Source organism: Streptomyces sp. NPDC036815, from assembly GCF_055609205.1.
In genome coordinates, this window is sequence record NZ_JBVJPW010000011.1 from 187,213 (window position 1) to 203,276 (window position 16,064).

15 protein-coding genes are annotated in these 16,064 nt (G+C 70.0%); 10 read left to right on the forward strand and 5 right to left on the reverse strand.

Annotated features, from left to right (window positions below):
• Nucleotides 1-10 precede the first annotated feature (10 nt).
• Together ACZ69I_RS23290 and ACZ69I_RS23295 are read left to right on the forward strand one after the other, a co-directional pair.
• Nucleotides 11-1,201 (forward strand): acyl-CoA dehydrogenase family protein, encoded by a 1,191-nt coding sequence (locus ACZ69I_RS23290; RefSeq protein WP_467677200.1) that lies wholly within the window; start codon nt 11-13, stop codon nt 1,199-1,201.
• A gap of 608 nt (nt 1,202-1,809) precedes the next feature.
• Nucleotides 1,810-2,217 carry an SgcJ/EcaC family oxidoreductase gene (locus ACZ69I_RS23295; RefSeq protein ID WP_467677605.1) on the forward strand — a complete coding sequence of 136 codons (408 nt, stop codon included), beginning with the start codon at nt 1,810-1,812 and terminating at the stop codon, nt 2,215-2,217.
• Between the two features lie 118 nt (nt 2,218-2,335).
• Here the strand turns inward: ACZ69I_RS23295 and ACZ69I_RS23300 are convergent, their stop codons facing one another.
• Nucleotides 2,336-3,139: a TIGR03084 family metal-binding protein gene (locus ACZ69I_RS23300; RefSeq protein WP_470834328.1), complete on the reverse strand. Its 804-nt coding sequence runs from the start codon at nt 3,137-3,139 to the stop codon at nt 2,336-2,338.
• Nucleotides 3,140-3,570: 431 nt separating this feature from the next.
• On the opposite strand from ACZ69I_RS23300, the gene ACZ69I_RS23305 reads away from it, so the two are divergent.
• The 4 genes from ACZ69I_RS23305 to ACZ69I_RS23320 all read left to right on the forward strand — a co-directional run bounded on the left by ACZ69I_RS23305 (nt 3,571) and on the right by ACZ69I_RS23320 (nt 7,484).
• Complete coding sequence (locus ACZ69I_RS23305; RefSeq protein WP_467677603.1) at nt 3,571-4,293, forward strand: helix-turn-helix transcriptional regulator; 723 nt, start codon at nt 3,571-3,573, stop codon at nt 4,291-4,293.
• 87 nt (nt 4,294-4,380) lie between these two features.
• The gene (locus tag ACZ69I_RS23310; protein ID WP_467677196.1) at nt 4,381-5,046 is read left to right on the forward strand and encodes a MerR family transcriptional regulator; all 666 of its coding nucleotides are present in this window, start codon (nt 4,381-4,383) and stop codon (nt 5,044-5,046) included.
• Nucleotides 5,047-5,250: 204 nt separating this feature from the next.
• Complete coding sequence (locus tag ACZ69I_RS23315; RefSeq protein ID WP_467677194.1) at nt 5,251-5,820, forward strand: DUF5987 family protein; 570 nt, start codon at nt 5,251-5,253, stop codon at nt 5,818-5,820.
• Complete coding sequence (locus tag ACZ69I_RS23320; RefSeq protein WP_467677192.1) at nt 5,817-7,484, forward strand: FAD-dependent oxidoreductase; 1,668 nt, start codon at nt 5,817-5,819, stop codon at nt 7,482-7,484. The genes ACZ69I_RS23315 and ACZ69I_RS23320 overlap by 4 nt, the downstream gene beginning before the upstream one ends.
• A 69-nt stretch (nt 7,485-7,553) precedes the next feature.
• Here ACZ69I_RS23320 and ACZ69I_RS23325 read toward each other — a convergent pair whose 3' ends face one another.
• From ACZ69I_RS23325 to ACZ69I_RS23335, 3 genes are all read right to left on the reverse strand, one after another.
• The gene (locus ACZ69I_RS23325) at nt 7,554-8,780 is read right to left on the reverse strand and encodes a putative PEP-binding protein (protein WP_467677190.1); all 1,227 of its coding nucleotides are present in this window, start codon (nt 8,778-8,780) and stop codon (nt 7,554-7,556) included.
• Complete coding sequence (locus ACZ69I_RS23330) at nt 8,781-10,682, reverse strand: FAD/NAD(P)-binding protein (RefSeq protein WP_470834330.1); 1,902 nt, start codon at nt 10,680-10,682, stop codon at nt 8,781-8,783.
• A gap of 75 nt (nt 10,683-10,757) precedes the next feature.
• The gene (locus tag ACZ69I_RS23335; RefSeq protein WP_470834332.1) at nt 10,758-11,306 is read right to left on the reverse strand and encodes a carboxymuconolactone decarboxylase family protein; all 549 of its coding nucleotides are present in this window, start codon (nt 11,304-11,306) and stop codon (nt 10,758-10,760) included.
• A gap of 343 nt (nt 11,307-11,649) precedes the next feature.
• Between ACZ69I_RS23335 and ACZ69I_RS23340 the strand changes: the two genes are divergently transcribed.
• On the forward strand, nt 11,650-12,117 hold the full coding sequence (locus ACZ69I_RS23340; RefSeq protein ID WP_467677184.1) for an acyl-CoA thioesterase: 468 nt from the start codon (nt 11,650-11,652) through the stop codon (nt 12,115-12,117).
• Here ACZ69I_RS23340 and ACZ69I_RS23345 read toward each other — a convergent pair.
• Entirely contained in the window at nt 12,094-12,687 is a 594-nt protein-coding gene (locus ACZ69I_RS23345) for a carboxymuconolactone decarboxylase family protein (RefSeq protein WP_470834334.1), read from the reverse strand. The genes ACZ69I_RS23340 and ACZ69I_RS23345 overlap by 24 nt on opposite strands.
• Nucleotides 12,688-12,974: 287 nt before the next feature.
• Here ACZ69I_RS23345 and ACZ69I_RS23350 point away from each other — a divergent pair, with 287 nt between their 5' ends.
• The 3 genes from ACZ69I_RS23350 (at nt 12,975) to ACZ69I_RS23360 (ending at nt 16,048) form a co-directional block, all read left to right on the forward strand.
• The gene (locus ACZ69I_RS23350) at nt 12,975-13,874 is read left to right on the forward strand and encodes a hypothetical protein (protein WP_467677180.1); all 900 of its coding nucleotides are present in this window, start codon (nt 12,975-12,977) and stop codon (nt 13,872-13,874) included.
• Between the two features lie 129 nt (nt 13,875-14,003).
• Nucleotides 14,004-15,002 (forward strand): DUF1702 family protein, encoded by a 999-nt coding sequence (locus ACZ69I_RS23355; protein ID WP_467677178.1) that lies wholly within the window; start codon nt 14,004-14,006, stop codon nt 15,000-15,002.
• 77 nt (nt 15,003-15,079) lie between these two features.
• Nucleotides 15,080-16,048: a DUF1702 family protein gene (locus ACZ69I_RS23360; protein WP_470834336.1), complete on the forward strand. Its 969-nt coding sequence runs from the start codon at nt 15,080-15,082 to the stop codon at nt 16,046-16,048.
• Nucleotides 16,049-16,064 lie beyond the last annotated feature (16 nt).

Here is a 16,064-nt window from a genome sequence, read left to right on the forward strand (position 1 = left end):
AGGAGAATCTGTGGACACCACCGAGCGTGCGGACTCACCGACCCGTGCCGACCTTGTTGCCCGCGCAGCGAAGTTGGTGCCGACGCTCCGCAAGAACGCCTTCTGGGCCGAAGAGAACCGCCAGTTGCACGAGGGCACCATCGCGGCGATGGCGGAGGCCGGCCTGCTGCGCACCCGGATCCCCGCCCGCCTCGGCGGTTACGAGTGCGACATGAGGACCCAGGTGGAGGTGCTCGCGGAACTGGCCAAGGGGGACGGATCCGCGTCGTGGACCGCCGGTGTGTGGTCCATCAGCGCGTGGGTGGCCGGGCTCTTCCCCGACGCGGTGCAGGACGAGGTGTTCGCCTCCCCCGACGACCTGGTGAGCGGCATCATCAGTCCGACGGCCACGGCGGCGCCGGCGGAGGGCGGCATCGTGGTCAGCGGCAGGTGGGCGTTCAACAGCGGGGCCAAGCACAGCAAGTGGAACACCAACGCGGCGGTGCTGGCCATGCCGGAGGGTGGCTACCAGCCGGTCATGACCCTGATTCCGCTGGCCTCGCTGGAGATCGACGACGACTGGCACACCGCCGGCCTGCGGGGTTCGGGCAGTGTCAGTACGATCGCCCGCGAGGTGTTCGTGCCGGACGGCTGGTACATCCCGCTGGGCGGCATCCTCCAGGGGCACAGCGGTCACGGCAGTAACGCCGATGCGCTCATCAACCGGGCACCGATCATGCCGACGGCGTGCGCCACTGTCAGCGCGACCGCACTGGGTCTGGCCAAGGGCGCGCGGGACGTCTTCTTCGAGCGGCTGCCCGGCCGGAAGATCACCTACACCGAGTACGCCGACCAGAGCGAGGCCCCGCTCACCCACCTCCAGGTCGCCGAGGCATCGGTCAAGATCGACGAGACCGAGTTCCACGTGTACCGCATCGCCGACCTCGTGGACGCCAAGAACGCGTCCGGCGAGCCGTGGACGCTGGAGGAACGGGCCCGCGTCCGGCTCGACACGGGCGCGGCGTGCCAGCGGTCGAAGGAGGCCGTGGACATCCTGAACACGGCGAGCGGCGCCTCGTCGATCTACACCGACGTGCCCATCCAGCGCATCGAGCGCGATGTCCAGACGCTGAACCTGCACGCCATCATGCACCCGAACACCAACCTGGAGCTGTACGGCCGCATCCTGTGCGGGCTGGCCCCCAACACCCAGTACCTCTGAACATCCCGTACCTCTGAACACCGTCGCTCCTTATCCCCTTGTCCGGCCCGGGCGGAGTTCGCTCCCCCGGGCCCGCATCAGCGGAAACCAGCAATTCCCTGGCCGGCGCAGCGGCCGTGCGCCGGAAAAGGAATCCGGAAGGCCGGATAAGCCGAAACGCGCTGGAAGCAGGCGGTGCAACGGCCGGTTCTCTCCATGGGCGGGCGCGGTCGCAGCCCGGTGCGGTGCATCGTCTTCGTAGATCGACGGGGCCGGGCACCGACGTGGAATGCGGCCGCCTCGCCTTCGGACGTCTTCGGCTGCCCGCTCCTGCGTATTCCCCGGTCCTCTTCCGTGGATTGCGGCCTCACTGCCCGGAAAAGCTGGCACGGAGAGTTTTCCGTGCCCATACGCATGTCCGGCGCATGCCCGGCGCAATTACGTTCCGAGAAATGCGCATGCGCACCCAGGTTCTTCTTTCTCTGCCTCTTTCCTTCTGCGGTGCGGACGCCGTCATTTCGGGTCCGGCCCGTTCCGCGGTGCATCGGCATCGTCGGAGTTGTCCCGGTGCGAAGAATTTTGCCACGCTGGCGCGGAGCGGGAAATACGCGTACGAGAGGGAGACGTCAATGCCGAAAACGACCAGCTCCGCCCATGCGGACCAGGCAGGTGCGGCGGAAGTTCCGCAGCGGATTGTCGCCGCGTGGGCGAGCCACGACGCGAAGAAGTTCGCCGCGGTATTCACCGAGAACGGCACGATGATCCTGCCCGGGACCTTCCAGAAGGGCCGTGGGGCCGTCGAAGAGTTCATGACCGAGGCATTCGCCGGGCCCTACAAGGGGACGCGCGTGGCCGGTGAGCCGATTTCGGTCGAGTTCCTCAGCCCGGACTCCGCGATTCTTGTCACCGCGGGAGGCATTCTGCTGCCCGGCGAGAAAAAGGTCTCGGCGGAGCGGTCCATACGGGCCACCTGGGTGGTCGTCAGGGAGGAAAGCGGGTGGCAGCTCGCCGCCTATCAGAACACTCCGGTCGCCTGAGCACACTCCACGGACGGGCCGGGGGCCCGGGGCCAAGCGCCCCGGGCCCCCGGCCCTTTTCCACCTCCATCACCTGCCACCTCAATCGCCTTCCCCCTGGCGTCACCGCCTGCGCGGGTTATCCGGGCACTTCGGTGAACTGTCCCGGGCGGCGGCCGGGGCCCGCCGGGCCGCGGTACGCCTGAGCGATGTCGAGCCACCGGTCGCTCTCGGGGCCGCTGGCGGTCAGGGCCAGGTCAGCACGGTGGCGCCGCCGGGTGGCGAGCAGGCACAGGTCCACCGCCGGGCCCTCGATGAGTTCGCGGGCCGCTGCCGGTCCCATCTCCCACACGTCTCCCGAGGGCGCCGTCAGACGGAAGCGGAACGCGGCCGGCGGCGCCGTCAGTTCACGCGACTGATAACCGAAATCCCAGGTGGTAACGGTGAATTCGGCGATGTGGACGATGCGGTCGGTGAACGTCCGGCGCACCCCGAGTGCGTCCGCCACGTCCTGGCCGTGGGCGAACGTCTCCATCATCCCCGCGGCGGCGAGCACCGCGGCGGGGATGGGGCGCACCAGCCACGGCACGATCTGTCCCGGCCCGACCGCGAACAGCGCCCGTTCGGTGGCGGCCCGCTGGGCGCGCCAGCGCTCAAGGAGCCGGGCGGGGCCGTCCGCCAGGTAGGGGTAGAGGCCCTGCTGGACCGCCGCGTCGAAGGACGGCCCGAGCCCGGCGACCTTGGCCGCGAAGGCCGGGGCGTCGGCGGCGGCCTTCTCCGCCAGCTCGAACACCATGGTCAGGTGCGCGATCTGATGGGCTATCGTCCATCCCTCGGCGGGGGTCGGCGTATCCCACTCGGCGTCGCTCAACTCCGCGACCAGAGCATCGATCCCGTCCCCTTCCTCGACCAGATCTGCCAGGACGTCCCTCTGCTTCACCATGGGGAATTCCCTCCACTCGTTGCGGATATGTTCCGGCACCCAGTGTGTGGCAGGCCGGCCTCCGGGCCTTCTCTCCCGATGCTCACTTCGGGCAGCAATAGATCCGGTTGGAAGCCGGTCGAGAACCGCATCGCCGAAGAAGTCAAAGAGGCCCCTAACATCTCCGATGTTGCTGTTTCATGGCGCCCCAACAGGCGGGCGTATATTCCCATGGTTTATGCATTCGAAACATAAAACGGATGCTTGTTCGGATGTGAGACGTACTGCTAACGTCCATTCCGCTGTGAGCGTTCTAGGTCGTCCGTCGACCGGCCACATGGCCTCGAATTCATCGACCTGATCGCCTTTTCGCTGCCCTGGGAGGGTAAATGGAGAGCGGGAAAAGCGCGGTGCCCACTATTGTCGATGCCGTCGAGCGATCCATCAAGACCATGCGGGAGAACCTCTCGGAGCCGCTGAGCATTGACGACATAGCCGGGTTCGCCATGTACAGCAAGTTTCATTTCTCCCGCGAATTCCAGAGGGTGACAGGCGTCTCACCGGGGCGTTTCCTGTCGGCAATGCGCATCCGGGAGGCGAAGAGGTTGCTCCTGACGACCGATCTCACGGTCACCGCCATAAGTCATATGGTCGGGTACAGCAGTGTGGGAACCTTCAGCTCGCGTTTTTCCGGCAGCGTCGGAGTATCGCCTTCCGCCTATCGGAGATTCAACGGATTCGTCAATTCGGGTTCACTGAAAGCCGCCGGGAAGAAAGACGCCGGGGGGTCGGTGTACGGGTCGGTCACCGCACCCGAGGGGGCAGATCTTGGGTTATTATTCCTCGGCCTTTTCCCCACCCGGGTCCCCGAGGGCAAGCCGGTGAGTTGCACCGTTCTCCGTCTCCCCGGCCCTTTCGAGATCACCGAGGTTCCGGCCGGCACGTGGTTCCTGTTGGGGCATTCCGTTCCGGGGCACGCCTGCGAAGCCCTGACCGAGGACCAGGCGGTTCATGTGGGCTCCCTCGGCCCTTTGAAGGTGCGCCGGGACACACCGCTCGGCCCGACCGATTTCCGGCTGCGGAGCATGCGCATTCTCGACCCCCCGATACTGGTGGCGCTGCAGCGCGTGCGCTCGGAGGCGTTCGAGACGGACATCGTCCGGGCCGTCGGATGATCCGGCGCCGCGGTCGCCGCGCCGCAGCGACGCCGCCAACAGCCCGCCCCCGCAGCCCCGTTGCCCAGGTGATCAGGTAGGGAAGCCATGCGCTTGGCCGAACTGAGCAGGCGAAGCGGGGTGCCGGTCGCCACGATCAAGTACTACGTGCGGGAGGGGCTGCTACGGGCGGGCCGGCGGGTGAGCGCCACCCAGGCGGAGTACGACGAGTCGCATCTGCGGCGCCTGCGACTCGTCCGGGCGCTCGTCCAGGTGGGGAGGATGTCCACGGCATCGGCCCGGGAAGTCCTTGCTGCCGCGGAAGACGAGTCCACCGCCCGCCCTCTCCGCCTGGCGGCCGCCATCTCCGCGCTCGCGCACGGCTCCGGGCCGCCGCAGGAGGACCCGGCGACGAAGGCCGCGCGCCGGACGGCCGGCACCCTGCTCGAGCGGCTCGGCTGGCACAACAGCCGAGAATCCACGGCGAGTTCGCCGACGCACGGGATGCTCGTGACCGCGATCGGCACGCTGGTGCGCCTCGGCTATCCGTGCGCCGTCGAGGACCTGGCGCCGTACGCGCGCGCGGCGGGTCAGCTCGCCGCCCCCGTACTGGATGCGGCGCAGCGGTACGCGTCATCGAGCCAGCAGCTGGAGGCGGCGGTCGCCCTGACCGTCCTGTACGAGCCGATACTGCTGAGCCTGCGTCGCATCGCGGAGGCGGAGGAGGCCGTCCGCCGGTACGGGGGCAACTCGGCCTGCACGGCGGGCGGCTGAATACTCCTGATATTCACCGTGCGGAGAGAAATTGTGCCGATCGGCGCTGCCGGGCCTTATTGACGGCGGATGAGGGGGCGCGCGGATGACAGCAATGACGGAGATGCCCGGCCGGTCTCCGCGGCGGAGGATCTGTGCGGTGGTTCTCGACATGACGAGTCGCTGCCGATTCCATGCCGCCCCGTGCGCCGAAATGGAGAAGGAATGCCATCCATTCAACCGCTGCTAGATCAGGACAGAATCAGCACGTTGGAGGCCTTCGCCGACACCATAGTCCCTGGTGCCAAACGGCACGAGGGGGACCGGGCGGTGGCCGGCGTCGTGCCGGGTCCCGGGGCAGTGGCGGCGGGCGCCCTGGAACTGCTGCGGACCCCCGCCACCGGCTTGTCGGACGCCCTGGAGGACTTCGCCGACGCCCTGAACGCCCATGCCCGGCTGTACGCCGCCGCGGATCCGGCCGACGCGGACGATCCGGTGCCGCCCTTCGTGGCCCTGTCCTACCCCGAGCGAACGCACCTGGTGGCCGTCCTGACCGCTCCCGGACATCCCGAGCGCGACATCTGGGTCGGTCTCGCCCTGTTCAGCAACATGGCCTTCGACACCGGTGCCCATCTGCACACCGCCGACGCGATCGCCGCCGGACACCCGGGCCTGGCCGCCCTGGGCTTCGCGCCGCCTTCCGAAGACGGACTGTGGCGCTTCTCCGAGTTCTCCTACGGTCGCCCCCTGGCCCGTCTCCACCCCGACACCACACCCTCCGGGAGCCTGGCGTGAATGCGATCGAGCAGACCGATGTGCTGATCGTGGGCAGCGGATTCGGCGGGTCCATCACCGCGTACCACCTCGCCGCGGGCGGGGCGAAGGTCACCATGCTGGAGAGGGGCCCGTGGCTGGAGTCGAACGACTTCGAGCACGACTTCCTGCTCGGTTCCTCCTACACCCGCATCTTCGACTTCACCGTCGGCGACGGCATGAGCCTGCTCGGCGGCAACTGCGTCGGCGGAGGCAGCGTCGTCTACTTCGCCGCGATGCCCCGCGCGCCCCGCTTCGTCTTCGACCGCACCGGGAGCATCGGCCGCCGCATGTGGCCGGCCGCCCTCAGCCGCGATGTCCTCGACCCCTGGTACGACGTGGTCAGCGAGGCCCTTCCCATCACCACCCAGAGCTGGGAGGACGTCAGCTACGCCGGCGGTCTCTTCGCCGCGGCCTGCGACCACGCCGGGCGGACCGCCAACCCCGTCCCCACCGCGGTGGACAACTCCAAGTGCACGAACTGCAACTGGATGATGGCCGGCTGCCGGTTCGACGCGAAACGCTCCCTCCTGCTGAACTACCTGCCCGCCGCGCGCGCCCACGGGGCCGAGATCCGGCCGCTGCACGAGGTGCAGAAACTCACGCGCACCGACAGCGGCGGCTACCGCGTCCACTACAACACCATCGACGACACGGACTACCGCCTGAGCAACGGCAGCGGTGTCATCGACGCCAAGATCGTCATCCTGGCCGCGGGAGCGGGCGCCACCCCGGTCATCCTGCAGCGCTCCGCCGCCGACCTCGGCCAGATGCCCCATGCCGTCGGACGCTACTTCTCCGGCAACGGCGAGCGGCTCAACAACGCGGTGATCGACGAGGAACGCGCCCGCGACCTGCTGGGCCTCGACCGCGGCGACGGCGTCGCCTACCTCGCCAACCAGATCGGCAAGGGGCCGGTCGTGGCGAGCTGGGACAACCTCGACGGCAGCCTTCCCGAGCACTCCCGGTTCTCCCTGGAGCAGCTCTACTTCCCGCCGGGCTTCGGCACCATCCTCGCCCAGGTCCCCGATGCCCCCAAGCCCAGTTGGTTCGGCGCGGAGAAGACCGAGATGGTCCGGCGCTGGCGCTCCTGGCTGACCATCTTCACGATGGTCGAGGACGACAACGAAGGCGTCTTCGGGCCGCCGCCGCCCACCGGGAACGCCGAGCGGATCTCGCAGCAGATGCTCGGCCGGGGCCCGATCTCCTACCGGCCCAGCGCCAACACCCTGCGCGGCTGGGACGAGTCCGACGCGGTCGTCAAGGACATCCTGGAACGCGACGGGCTGGCCCGCGTGACGCCCTGGACCAATGACGTGGTGGGCGCCTACACCGTCCACCCGCTCGCGTCCTGCCGCATCGGCGACGACCCGCACACCTCCGCCCTGGACGACCGGCACGAACTGCGCGGCCACCCCGGCATCTTCGTGACGGACGGCTCCGCGGTACCGGGCGCCCTCACCGTCAATCCCGCGCTCACCATCTCCGCGCTCGCCGAACGTGCCGTTCCCGGCATCGTCCAGGCGGCCCGCGAGCGGGGCGTCGAGGTCACCTACGGCGCCCCCACCCCCGACGGCAGCACCTCCGGCCGGGCCGGCGTGCGCGGGCAGCTTCCCCTGCTCACCCGCCCGCGGGCGGCGAGCTGAGACGACGCCCCCAAGGGGCGCAAAGACTCCTGGGGCGGGCCGCTCCCCCGCGCCCGCCCCAGGGCAGGATCAGGTCCGGGCGGGGGGCGTGAGGAGCATCTGCCGGAGTTCGGCGGTGCACATCATGTAGCCGTCGGGGGCCGGCAGGTTCTCGAGGTAGTGGTCGAGATCGGCGGCCAGGGAGAAGACCCGTACCGGGGTGCCCGCGGCGCGGGCGGACTCCACGACCCTGCGCACCCCGTCCAGGACCGCCGGGTGACGGGTGCGGTAGGAGTCGGCGACCAGGTGGTTGCCCCGGTCCGCCGCGAGATAGAACTGCACCAGGTCCTTGATGCCGACGAACAGTTCGCTGACGCCCGCGGCGCACATCGCCGAGGTGGCGTGCACGGCGGAGGGCGTCTCGATGAACGCGGACAGGGGGACGCCGTCCGGCAGCACGAGGTGCGCTCTGAGCTGGGAGAACTCCGTCTCGTCGCTGACGAACGGCACCGAGAGCCCCACCCGGTCGGCTTCGTCGCCGAGGCGGTCGCGCAGCGTGGACAGCACGGCGTGCAAGGCGTCGCGGTAGGCGACGGAGCCGAGCAGCCAGCGGGCGCCGTGCAGGCCCATCTCGGGATTCGGCTCGACCGCGACCGGGGCGCTCTCGGTGACGTCGGCCGCGTGGTCGGAGCGCAGGTCGAGCAGCCGCAGGATCAGGCGTTGACCGGGCAGGAGCGCCTGGACGAAGCCGCAGAGCCTGCCTGCGATGGCCTGTCCGTAGGCGGTGATGTCGGCGGGGCCGCCGGCCAGGGCGTCGAGCGGGCTCAGGCCCAGCGCGAGGCAGAGGAACTCCTCGCGGATGAAGAAGGACCCGACCCGTGCGGCGTTCGGCCCCGAAGCGTTGATGGTGGTGATGTCCTGCAGGTCCGCGATGACCGCGCACGCCGAGCCGAGGTCGTCCAGGGTGGGACTGCCCGCCCCGGGCTGCGCGGACGGCTTGGGCCCGACGACGATCGAGGCGCTCTCCAGGTACAGCGTCACCTCGCCGACCAGATCGGCGAGGTCCGCCTCGTCGACGCGGAGCACGGGTATTCCCCGGCCGCGGCACAGGGACTGCATGTGACCGGTCGGTCCCCCCGAGCCGCAGACCACCGCGCGCGCGGCCACGATGGCGTCGTACAGCCCGGCTTCGAGGGAAGGGGCGACGAGAATGGTTCCCTCGCGTGGACTTCTTGTGCGGTTGCAGATGCCGTGCAGCACGCTCTCGGTGCCGCCGGCCAGAAGAAATCCCGGAATCCGCCGCCCGTTCCCGTTCAACTAGCCCTCCAGGTTCTCGGCGTTCTCGATCCCCAGTTGCCGACGTAGCTGCCGTGGCGTCACGGAGACATCGTTGAGGCGTTCCACGGCGACCCGGTTGACGACCGCTCTCATCAGGCGGTCGGGCCGGGAGACATCCGCCGGAAGTGCCGTAAGACCGCTCAGGGAAAGAATGCTCGCGTGCAAGCGGGAGTCAAGTGCTGCTCTTTGCTCACGTTCGCGCGTGGCCAGCCTTCGCACTTCCAGTTCCACAGACTCCTCCAGGCCCGCCCGGGCCGCTTCCTCCGGATTGCTGGCATAGCTTCGGTAGTGGGGATGGCGGGCGGCGATGTCGTTCAAGCCGTCCTGGCGCAGTTCCAGTTGCTCGACCACGTGGGCCGCGACGGACACCGAGTGGTTCTTGATGGCGGCGAGGTTGAACGTGAACGCGCCGGTGCGGCCGTGCCGGACGATCTCGTCGCCCTCGCGCAGCGCGCCGACCGTGGAGATCGGGCCTGCCGGCCGCCCGTCGGCGCCCAGCAGCGTTCCGCATGCGTCGACCTCCAGGCCGCGCCCGGTGCGCTCGTGGGGGGTCGCGATGCCTTTGCGAAGGAGGTTTCGCCAGAGCGCCTGCCCGACCTTGGCGTAGTCGGACTCCCTGCCGAAGTTGGAGACCACCAGGTCGGCTTCGACGTGGTGCCTCTCGTGCTGGGAGGCGACCGAGACCAGCAGCCGCCCGGACCGCGCGGGCATGATCGACCGCACCCGGCCGCGGACCAGTTCCACGGTGCCGTCCGGTGGCCGCATCGCGCGTTCGATGACCCCCATCGTGTACTCCACGGCGCCCACGCGCAGGGCCGCGATGGTGGTGGCGAACTCATCGAGCAGGAAGCGCAGTTCACTGGTGGGGATGCGTTCGATGACCTCGGGGAGGTAGGGCTCCCACGCCTTGGCGACCCGCTCGGAGATGATCGCGGAGGAGATGTCGGGGTGGTTGGTGCGGACCGTCGAGCACGCTGTCCGCCATGCGGCCCTGACCCTGGCCAGGAATTCCTCGCGGTCGCGGTAGGGCTCGAGCAGGGTGTCGGGGCGGGGCAGGCGCAGCACGCCGTGTTCGTGGGTGCGGGGGTAGGTGCGGAAGATCGTGCCGGACTTGGAGATGAGGTGGATCCGCCCGGTGTGGCCGTTGCGCAGCAGCATGCCTGCCGAGTCGTAGGCGGTCAGCGCGGATCCGACGAGGGCGACGGTGGCGTCGGAGGGGAGGTGGGCGAGTGCGCGGATCGCGCTCGCGGAGTACGGATTGCGGACGAAGGAGGGGTGCCCGGCGACCTCCGCGGCGAAGGGCGGGTCCTTGAGTTCGAGGCCGGTGGCGAGGACGACGTGGTCCGTGGCGAGCACTGCCGTGTCCGGGAGCGGCCCGGGACGCAGACCGTCCAGGCCGTGCGCGCCGAGGTGGCCCACCGTCACCTCGAAGCCCCGCTCGCAGGGGTCCATGTCGAGTGCTTCGCCGTCCGCTTCGACGAGGTCGACGCCGGGGTAGGCCTCCCGTGCGGCCTCGGCCAGCCGGTCGTCGAGGTAGTCCTGGAAGATGCGGCGGGGCGCCGGGCCCTGTTCGGTGAACTCCCGGGCCGCCCAGTGCTGCGGCCAGTCCCGGCGGTCGGCCTCGTGGTTGGCCCAGCGGATGAAGTCCAGGACGTCCTCCCGGAACACCGACATGCGGCCGGCCTGGATGTTGAAGACGTGGTCCCAGGGATTGCCGTCGCGGTGGTAGGCGACCCCGGCGGAGCGGTAGTCGGGGCGCCGCTCCAGCCGGACGATCTCCAGTGGTCTTCGTGCGAAGTGCAGCAGTCGGATCGCCGTCGCGGTGCCGGCCAGACCGGCCCCCACGACGAGCACTCTGGGGCGCACGCCCGTTCGACTCATGAAGCCTCCCCGCTTCCTGCCGGCCGTCGAGACCCGATGGGGTGACCCGCGGGACCGGCTCTTCGGCCGGTGGGATCAGCCCTTGAGGCCCGGTGCGGCCGGGACGTCGAGTTCCGTACGGGCGTAGTGGTTGAAGTAGTTGGTGTAGAGGTTGACCGCCACGTGGACGAACACCTCCGTCAGCTGGGTGTCCGTCCAGCCCTGGGCCACGGCCCTGTCCCACGCCGCGTCGGAGGCGTCGCCGACCTCGCCGGCGATCTCCCGCGCGACCTGGACCAGGGCGGCGAGCTTCGCGTCCGGTCCCGCCTCCCCGCGGCGGATCGCCACGGTCTCCTCCTCGGTGAAGCCCGCCGCCTTCGCCGAGACCGTGTGCGCCGACTGGCAGTACCCGCACCCGTCGACCGCGCCCACCGCCAGGGCTATCGCCTCGCGGGTGCGGGCGTCGAAGGTGCCGTGCTGCGCGATGGCCGTGCTGAGCGCCGCGTAGGCCTCCAGGACCACGGGTGAGTGGGCCATCCCCGCGTGGATGTTGAGCACCCTGCCGAACCGCTTCTCCAGGCGGCGCAGGGTCTCCGCGCCGGCGGCGGGCGCGCTGGCGACGGTGTGGACGGGAATCCGCGGCATGGGATGCCTCTCCTCGGTCGTGGCGGGAGGTCGTGGTGGGCGTCCCCCGTCCTCGCAGTCTGCCGAAACAGCGCGCCCGCCGGGTGGTTATCGTCTTCTTCCTTCACAGCAGCCTCTCCTGATGGCGTGCCCCTTCGGGATTGCTCCGGCGCTTCTCAACCACGTGTTGAGCAGGGCTGTTGCCCGGACCGGAGATCCCTCAGCACGCCGGGAGATGCCGGCCCTCGGGCGATCCTCGATCGTGTCCGTGGGGTTTCTTCCCATGATTCGAACCGGGCCCGGTGGTGGATCCGATCGTGCCGTCACCGGTCTTCGCCCTGATGGCGAAGGAAAGGAAGCGCTGATGACCGACGTGCGGCCCTACTACGAACTGCGCCATGTCGTCGGATTCGAGGAGACCAACCTGGTCGGCAACGTCTACTACGTCAACTACGTTCGCTGGCAGGGCCGGTGCCGGGAGATGTTCCTGCTGGACAAGGCCCCCGAGGTGCTCGACGACATCCGCGGCGACCTGAAGCTGTTCACCGTCTCGGTGAGCTGCGAGTTCTTCGCCGAGATCACCGCCTTCGACCAGCTCTCGATCCAGATGCGCCTGGAGGAGCTGACCCAGACACAGCTCGTCTTCACCTTCGACTACGTGCGCTCGCACGAGGGCACCGAGAAGCTGGTGGCCCGCGGCCGGCAGCGGGTGGCCTGTATGCGCGGCCCCAACGGCGACACCCGGCCCACCAGGGTGCCCGACGCCCTGCGGCTGGCCCTGGAGCCGTACGCCGCGCAGGTGTCGGCCTCAGCCTCCGGCGGCGGGGGCTGAGATGCCCGCGGCCGGGTCCGGGACGTGGTCCCGGTGGCGGCCCGTGCCGTAGCCCTGTCCCACGATGCGGTGGGCCGCCGCGTCGTAGTAGTCCTGGGGCGGGACGTCGGTGGCCAGGCAGCTGACGTAGCGGTTGTACATGCAAAAGGCCGCGGCGATCAGCACGGTGTCGTGGATGTCGCTGTCCTGGGCCCCTTCGGCGCGGGCCGCGGCGAGCACGTCGTCGGACAGCGGACGGGCATCGTGGCGCACCTCGGCCGCGATGCGCAGCAGGGCGCGCAGCCGGGGAGTGACGGGTGCGCTCTCCGGGCCGGCGCACACGGCCTCGACCGTGTCCCGGCCGCCGTCGAGCTGGGCGGCGGCCGCCGCGCCGTGCGTTCCGGCGCAGAACGGGGTGCTGTTGAGGTGGGAGACGTACGCGGCGATCAGCTCGCGCTCCCCGCGGCTGAGGGAGGCCGGCTCGCGCAGCAGCACGTTGGCGAGGTCGTTGAGCGGCGCGGCGGTGTCCGGGCGGTGGGCCATCAGACCGCGGATGCCGGGCTCGTCGTTGCCGAGGGTGATGTGCGGCATGGCACGTCCTTGTCTGTCGTCCGGGCGGTAGACCCGTCCATGTTCCTGAGGACGCCGCCGGGGGCCAACTCCTGTGTTGCTCACTTCGGTTCGGCCGCCGCGCCCCGCTCGCCCCTCCCCGCTCCCGGGCGCGCCGCGCCCGGAAATTCAGCAACCTGGAACAAGAAATCACCGTCCGCCGCCCCTACGCTGTCGCCGGACCCGACGGCCGACGAGGGAGCTCTGTCGTGGCAGACACCGATCGTTTACCGGTTCGTGACAGCAGTGTCGGCAGCGGAGGGGACAGGGTGCGGCGGCGCGGACTGCTGCTGCTCCTCGGTGCGGTCGCCGGTTTCCTCCTGACGGTGATCTGGTCGGCGGAGTTCGTCGACCAGACGGTCGGCGGCAATACGGCGAGGTCGATCCTCGGTCGTGATCCGGAGACGGCGCCGCTCGCCTCGGTGGCGGCCGGGACGGCCTTCGCCTTCACCTCGGGGCTCGCCGGCACCCTCACCGCGTGCAACATCGCGGTGTTCGGCACGGTCGCTCCGATGCTGGGGACCGTGAACAGCCGTGCGGGCCGGGCCGTCCAGGCGCTCAGGCCGCTGGGCTGGCTCCTGCTCGGCATGGTCGTGGTCTCGGCGGTGTACGGGGCGGTGGTCGCTCTGGTGGGGACGTCGATGCCGCAGTTCTCCGAGGCACAGCCCGTTCCGGGGGAGTTGTCGGGCCGCTCGGTGCAGTCGATGGTCACGTTCGGGGTGATCGGTCTTTCGATGTTCTGGCTGGGGCTCAGCGCGCTGGGCTACACCCGTGATCCGTTCGCGGGGGCGGCCCGCCGTTTCCCGCACGCCCAGACGGTGTTCATGGGTGTCCTGGTCGGCGGCTTCCTCATCGGGCGGCCGTATCCGCTCTTCCGCCGGCTCTTTCGTGACGCGGCCGAGAGCGGCAACCCCCTGTACGGGGCGGCGGTGTTCGTGCTGCAGTCGGTCGGCAACGTGGTGGTCATCGCGGTGCTCTTCTTCCTGCTGGCCTACTTCGCCGGCGGCCGGCTGTCCGCGTGGATGACGGCCAGTCCGGGCCGGATGGCCGCCGTGACCGCGGTGACCCTGATCGTCGCGGGCGTCTTCACCGTCCTGTACTGGGACGTCAGGCTGCTCGCGCGCCGCGAGATCATCCCCTGGTACCCGATCGCGCCCTGGGCGGCCTGAGAGCCGGTGCGCCGCCGGCCGCGATGCGTGAGCAGGGGTGTGCGCATTTCCGAAGATGCCCTGATCCTCGCCGCCGACCGACGATGAGGCCCCCGCCACCTTCCTGGTGGCCGGCCGAGGAGACGCGGCGTGGCAACGGCAATGGGCTCTGTGCGCAGACTTCTGATGGCTCCGTCCCTGCGTGACGTGAGCTTCGCCGGGCGCGGGTTCCCGGTGACCGAGACCGCTGCCACCCGGCAGCTGGAGGCCATCCCGCAGGCCGTGGTGGCCGGCTTCGAGTGGGGCATCGAGTCCAAGGGCCTGTGGGAGATCGAGCGGCGGCTGGCGCTGGTCGATGCGCAGGTGCAGGGCTTCGCCTACGAGGGCGCGACCATGGCCTCGGTCATCCGGGACGCGATGCCCGGCCGCGGCGGGCGCACCCGGGAGCTCCTCCAGGGCGCCGGACGGCGGCACATCTTCCTCAACTACATCGGCATCGGCTTCGCGATGGCCAAGCTGCCCCGGCCGCTGTGGAAGAAGGTCCTGCCCGACGAGCTCGACGGCAGGGAGTTCTACCCGCCGATGAACTGGCTCGCCGTCGACGGGTACGGCTTCGACCGCGCCTACTTCGACCACGTGCGCTGGGTCGACGACCAGCGCCGGGACCTCCCCTACGCGTGGGAGGGGCACCCGGACTACTTCCTGCGGGCGGTGGACCAGGGCATCGGCCGTGCCCTGTGGTTCATCCACGGCGCACGTGTGGGGCAGGTCAGCGCCGCCGTGCGCAGGTTCGCCTCCGAGCGTGCGCCGGATCTGTGGGCGGGCGTGGGGCTCGCCGCCACCTTCGCGGGCTGTTCCACGGCCGCCGAACTGGCCGCGCTGCGCGTGGAGTCCGGTGAGCTGCACGGCCATGTGGCGCAGGGCGCCGTGTTCGCGGCGAAGGCCCGCCACTTCTCCGCCGCCGTCCCCGAGCACACCCGGACCGCGCTGCACGCGCTGGCCGGGCTCACCGTCGAGGCGGCGGCCGCGCTCGCCGACGCGGCCGCGCCCGAGCCGGGCGCGGCCGGCGGCGTCCCGGCCTATGAATTGTGGCGCCGCGCGGTGCGTGAGCAAGTTCTCGCGCATTCCCGTCAAGCATTCCTGGAGTAGCCGCAGGGGTACCCCCGTCGAATATCTTCGTCTAGCGAACGGGAATTCAGGCAAAGGATCGAGGGGCGGTATTTCAGGTGTCGATGATGCGTGCGCTCAGGCGCCGAGTCCTCACGCCCAATGTGCGGGAAACGCAAATGGAAACACGCGGGTTCCACATCAAGAACGCGGAGGCCAAGCAGCAGCTCGAAATGGTCGGGACGTGCTTCCTCCAGGGCTACGCCTACGCGGTCGAGGCACGCTCCGCGGACCAGGCCGCCGACTGGCTGGAGACGGTTCCCCGCGCCTTCCGCGGTTTCGCGTACGAGGGCGCCGGGATGGGCGCCGTCATGCTGGACTCGCTCACGGGCGGCAGCAAGCGGCTGACCGGGATCCTGGAGAGCCGGGGCCGGCACCACAACTACATGATCTATGTCGGCATCGGCTGGGCGATGGCCAGGCTGCCGCGGTTCATGTGGCCCGACGTGACCCGCTGCGATCCGGTGCTGCGCTGGCTGATCCTGGACGGTTACGGCTTCCACCAGGCGTACTTCAAGACCGACGCCTATGTCCGCGACCCCGGCCTGGAACACCCCTTCAGCTGGAAGGGAGGGCCGGACGCCTACAGCGCCCGCGTCATCGACCAGGGCATCGGCCGCGCCCTGTGGTTCGTCGGCGGCACCGATCCGGACGTCGTCGCCGAGCTCATCGACGCCTACCCCGCCCACCGTCACGGCGACATGTACGCCGGTGCCGGGCTCGCCTGCACGTATGCGGGCAGCGCCGACGAGGACGAGCTGCGGCGCTTCGCCAAGCACGCGGGTGAGCACCGGCCGAACCTGGCGCAGGGCTCCGCGTTCGCCTGCGAGGCGCGCGAGCGGGCGGGTACGACGATCGCCCACACGCATGTCGCCGCCCGTGTGCTGTGCGGCGGGCGGACGCCCGAGGAAGCCGCTCGGGTGTGTACCGAATCGGCGCCCGACGGCTGCGACGGCGGGGAGATTCCCGCATTCGAGATCTGGCGGCAGCACATCGCCGCAGAGATCACTTCCGTTCCGCACGCATAGAAAGGCGCCGGAATGA

Bases quoted from the DNA above. Each gene is read 5' to 3' on its own strand.
- ACZ69I_RS23295 (WP_467677605.1), top strand. From the start codon at position 1,810: ATGCCGAAAACGACCAGCTCCGCCCATGCGGACCAGGCAGGTGCGGCG.
- ACZ69I_RS23300 (WP_470834328.1), bottom strand. From the start codon at position 3,139: ATGGTGAAGCAGAGGGACGTCCTGGCAGATCTGGTCGAGGAAGGGGAC.
- ACZ69I_RS23305 (WP_467677603.1), top strand. From the start codon at position 3,571: ATGCGGGAGAACCTCTCGGAGCCGCTGAGCATTGACGACATAGCCGGG.
- ACZ69I_RS23310 (WP_467677196.1), top strand. From the start codon at position 4,381: ATGCGCTTGGCCGAACTGAGCAGGCGAAGCGGGGTGCCGGTCGCCACG.
- ACZ69I_RS23315 (WP_467677194.1), top strand. From the start codon at position 5,251: ATGCCATCCATTCAACCGCTGCTAGATCAGGACAGAATCAGCACGTTG.
- ACZ69I_RS23330 (WP_470834330.1), bottom strand. From the start codon at position 10,682: ATGAGTCGAACGGGCGTGCGCCCCAGAGTGCTCGTCGTGGGGGCCGGT.
- ACZ69I_RS23335 (WP_470834332.1), bottom strand. From the start codon at position 11,306: ATGCCGCGGATTCCCGTCCACACCGTCGCCAGCGCGCCCGCCGCCGGC.
- ACZ69I_RS23340 (WP_467677184.1), top strand. From the start codon at position 11,650: ATGACCGACGTGCGGCCCTACTACGAACTGCGCCATGTCGTCGGATTC.
- ACZ69I_RS23345 (WP_470834334.1), bottom strand. From the start codon at position 12,687: ATGCCGCACATCACCCTCGGCAACGACGAGCCCGGCATCCGCGGTCTG.